A 3873-nucleotide genomic window follows, 5' to 3' on the forward strand; every position below is an offset into this window, starting at 1 on the left:
GCCCCGACGGTTGCAATCGACGCATCGCCGAGTTGACCTAAAATACCGGCGACCTCGGCAGTAATTTTAGGATTCGAATGCGCAAGGGCAGCTATTAGTGTTGGGATAATATTTTCCCCAGAATTCAAAATATCCTGTTTAGCATCCCATGATACACATCTTTCGTGGTGCCCCAAATTTTCAATCAAATTCGTGAACAATTGCATCTCTCAATGCTCCAATCTAAAAAACCCATCCATAGATCTTCCATTATTAATCAGCTTAGTCTGAAACAATGTACAAATCACTTACACGCCAGACATGGAGTGTAATTTTGTGCATATTCAACAAAACTAAGAAGCGAAGGTATCCTGTAATAGCACATTGAAAACCACAGAATAATTGTGATATTGACCAATAAACAGGTGAGAATGTGGGAACAACATGAAAAAGGGCCAGACTCAGTAACTGTATGTTATAGAATCCGGCCCCAATTTAAGATACAACCTGCTGTCAGATAATGTATGGTTTACATTATCATGTAATTATCAATTCAATACCTCTAGTCATCATCATCTTCTTTAACTACCTGAATGGTACGCGCCAGGTAATCCGGCCCGATACCTTCGACAGGCTGTACGATGTGAGGTAGACCCGACCCAGGTAATGGTGTAACGCTTGTTACACGGCCTGTACCAAATTGTGCTTCAGTAATCATATTGCCAGGCAAGGTGTCAAGATAACGACGTAACATTTGTACCGGGTGAATGTAACGATCGGGCGCTACCTGACGAATAGGACCCCCGTTAGCGTTGTCGATAATACCGGAGCTGTTTACTGGACCGGTGGTAGTGATATCACTGTTATAATCATCTACATCAGCAAGCTGGAAGAAAGTCACGTTGTTCCCGCCATCGGTACGACAAACACGCCCCACTGGAAAAGTGTGACCATAGCATGAGCCAAATACATAGCGTTTGCTGGGATCGATATTTTCATCATTGATTTTAAATTCAACGATACGTTTTCCGGAGCTGCTTAACGGATTATTTACCAGGTCAACTTTTTGTGTAACGTTGGCAGATAAACCTAAGTACCAGCCACCTTTTTGCAGATAGGGATTACGGTTGAATACACTATTTAATACGCCTTCCAGGCTGTCGGAGATTAATGTGCCGTTAAAGTCGGCAGCAGCGACTGCTGGTCCAATGGGAAAGAAGGCATACAGATCACGTAAGGTAATTTCACCCGCATTGCGGCCATCGTAAAACTCTGCATCGGCAGGCACCATGTCAGCAGACAGGATAGGAGTATCAAAACGGAAGCCATTGGTCATGGATATATCAACACCACTCCAACCGTTGACCTCTGTTGCTGCAACAACATCATTCAGAACGGTCCATATAGCGTCAGCAATAAAGTTATTCATGATGCCTTCTAGCGCTTCATGGCGATGTAATAACACATCGGTTTGCCCAACTACCGTATCCAATGGATCGACTAACTGATGGCCACGGGTACGTACGTCACCACAATTATTCATTGGGCAGAAACCAATCGGCATGAAAGTATGTTCTTTAAAATCGGGGCCATCAACAAAATACTTTTCCTGCCCCCATACCAGATCCGCAATCACTGGGTCCTCTTCTACGTCATCATCAACTGGGATAGCTTGCCAGGAAAAGTCTTTTATTCTGCCTCTATCGCTCACTCTTAAATCCAAACGACCAACGTAAAGATCTTCACCGGCTTCAACAATAATGGCAGCACCTTTTTTCACGCGCTCCAATTGTTCGTCAGTTGGACCTTCTCCGGGTGTTGTCATCTCGTAGCCCTTAGCATCCGCAATGATTGCACCAAGGGTAACTTCGTGCGAATGAGCAGAAAGAATGATATCTACTTCCGGAAATTCCCGGCCAATTTGCACGTTTTGCGGCAAACCCAGCTCAGATTGGATCACAATAACTTCAGCACCAGCCGCTTTCACTTCATCGATAATGCCTGGCAATTCTTCGGTACCCTGGGTAAAGGTGAAGGTGCGACTAAACACGGGTGATTGTTGCGGCACAATGGCGGCCGTTATACCTATTATTCCAAATGTGTGGCCATCTACTTCCATGATTTTATAAGCAGGCATTGGGCGTTTGCCTCTTAAAGGCATTGGCAATGGCGCACCGTTGTAGAGATTCATGGCAATGGTGTCGAATTCCGCTTTTACCACTTCGGCCTGACCATCAGAATCAGTCATTACACGTGCATTTGCAGGTATGGCGGGACAAGGGGCAAACTTACCCATTGGTGGTGCAACTATACAATCGGTAAAGCGCTTGCGAAATACAGCAGGACCATAACCAAATTCCCAGTTACCGGGGGTGTATGCATCAATGCCCATGGCGTTAAGCGCTGGCATAATGGCATCACCGAAGGTAAACATAACCTCGGCCTGGCCATGAATGGTATCGCCAACGGCAAGCGTTAAATTATTTGGATTATCTTCTCTAATTTGCTTAACTACCGTAGCAACCTTGGCGATGCCGCCACCCTGGGTTACCGCATATTCGCCATCATGAGTATCGATCACGCCAGCGTGCGGCACCATATTGCCGTGCAAGTCAGAAACCTGAATGATGGTAATGTCGGATTTTCCGTGGTGGTGATGTGAATGTTTTGCGAATATTGGTGTGGAAAAAATTAAAATAATTAACAACGTACTATATGTAAAACTACTTCTTCTCATTATGATTGCCCCCGTGATAAAGCGTTATTACAGCAATGAGTGAGCATGAGGCCCGGTTTGTTTAGATTTGTTCTTAATCTGATGCTTATATAACCACAGGCATTCTATGCGATATAATACTAATTGATCAATCGAAATTTTCGTGTTGTGAAAAATGTACACATTTACGCGGATGCTAACTCTATTAACTTAGTTTCGAAGAATGGGTAGTAAGGTATTGTTAATTATTGAGCTTAGTTTAACCACATTCGCTCTTTATGCATTCAGCTGTACAATAATTCACCAATAATTAATCAATCCCCATAATCTGAAAAACAATCCAGGGAACCATTAGCGTAATTACTGGCGTTCTTTGATCAGGTCTGCAATCCATGAATATTTTTTTCGTCAGTGCCAACACGTTCGTATTCGGCAATTACTTGTGCGCCCACCAACAAAATAATCGCTGCAGCTTCCAGAGTAACCAGAATAATTATTGCTGTGGCAAAGGCGCCATAAATAACATTAACCAAGGACAATGTGGAAAAATACCAGACGAGAATACGGCGTGTAATTTCCCATAGCACCATTGCGGTAAATCCCCCGATGAGAGCATGACGCAAAGATAAACGTCCAACGGGCATTACCAGATAAAGAGAAGTTAAAAGCACTGTTTCGCCAATAATGCCCAGAAGATAAATCATGGTGGTTTCAACAAAGCCCAACGACCATTGATTACCAAACATGTTTAAGGTTTCACTTTGCAATGAATGCAGAAAACCACTTACTAAATTGACGACCAACAATCCAACAGCAAGTATCAACATATAAATATAGGGAATGATAGCTGACACGGCAATATGTCGTCGCTTTATAGATACACGATGAAAAAAGATAACGGACATGGCATTTTCCAGCGCGGTAAATGCAAACGAGCTAAAAAACAACAATAATAAAAAACCTAAAAAGCCAATCACTTTCCAGTTTTGCAGAAAAACATCAATTTGCTGGATAATCTCATCAACCTGACCCGGCGTTACTAACACCAGATATTCCCGCAATGCATCGAGTAGATTCTGTGGATCCTGGAATTGAGAAAGCAGCACCAGGATTAAAGCCAACATCGGAATAATGGACAACAAGGTATAATACGCTATCGCCCCGGACAGCAAAAATCC

General features: G+C 43.3%; 3 protein-coding genes. All 3 read right to left on the minus strand.

Annotated elements, in window-relative coordinates; all coding sequences use genetic code 11:
• Positions 1-206, minus strand: a 206-nt coding sequence (locus ACWVCM_RS03945) for a hypothetical protein (protein ID WP_455200411.1), incomplete at its 3' end; no start/stop codon positions are given.
• Between the two features lie 335 nt (positions 207-541).
• Positions 542-2716: a bifunctional metallophosphatase/5'-nucleotidase gene (locus tag ACWVCM_RS03950; protein WP_455200412.1), complete on the minus strand. Its 2175-nt coding sequence runs from the start codon at positions 2714-2716 to the stop codon at positions 542-544.
• A gap of 356 nt (positions 2717-3072) precedes the next feature.
• Positions 3073-3873, minus strand: an 801-nt coding sequence (locus ACWVCM_RS03955; RefSeq protein ID WP_455200413.1) for a YihY/virulence factor BrkB family protein, incomplete at its 5' end; no start/stop codon positions are given.

It is taken from the genome of Kaarinaea lacus (assembly GCF_975902315.1).

Excerpts from the sequence above, each read along its gene's own strand:
- ACWVCM_RS03950 (WP_455200412.1), bottom strand. The coding sequence starts at position 2,716 with ATGAGAAGAAGTAGTTTTACATATAGTACGTTGTTAATTATTTTAATT.